At 64.2% G+C, this 425-nt stretch carries 2 protein-coding genes; both read left to right on the plus strand.

Features of this window, described 5'->3' with window-relative positions; all coding sequences use genetic code 11:
• A partial coding sequence (locus AC2JF9_RS09680; protein WP_500727351.1) for a hypothetical protein occupies positions 1-180 on the plus strand: 180 nt, incomplete at its 5' end.
• 30 nt (positions 181-210) lie between these two features.
• On the plus strand, positions 211-425 hold a 215-nt coding region (locus tag AC2JF9_RS09685; RefSeq protein ID WP_500727353.1), incomplete at its 3' end, for a DUF2243 domain-containing protein.

Genomic DNA, 425 nt, shown 5'->3' on the forward strand with positions numbered 1-425 from the left:
GTGCAGGGCTGGTGCCCACCCCTGCCGATCCTGAGGCGGCTCGGCTTCCGCACGGCCCGTGAGATCGACACGGAGCGCTATGCCCTGAAGGCACTCCGGGGTGACTTCGGTCCCATCGGGCCGGATCCCCACGACCATGACAGCCGCGCCAGCCATGCTCTGCAGGCCGCACGCCTGTGAGCCGGCGGCTCATTCATCCTGGAGATTATCATGAATGGGAATGGTCGAGACAGTGGCGACTTCCCGACCTCGGCAGGGATCCTGCTCGGGATGGGGCTTGGCGGGTTCTTCGATGGCATCGTGCTGCATCAGATTCTGCAATGGCACCACCTGCTCACAAGCGCCGGTTACCCGCCCGACAGCATCGAGAACCTGCAGGTGAACACGCTGTGGGACGGCCTCTTCCACGCCAGCACCTATGTCTT

The organism is Lactobacillus sp. C449L (genome assembly GCF_059900815.1).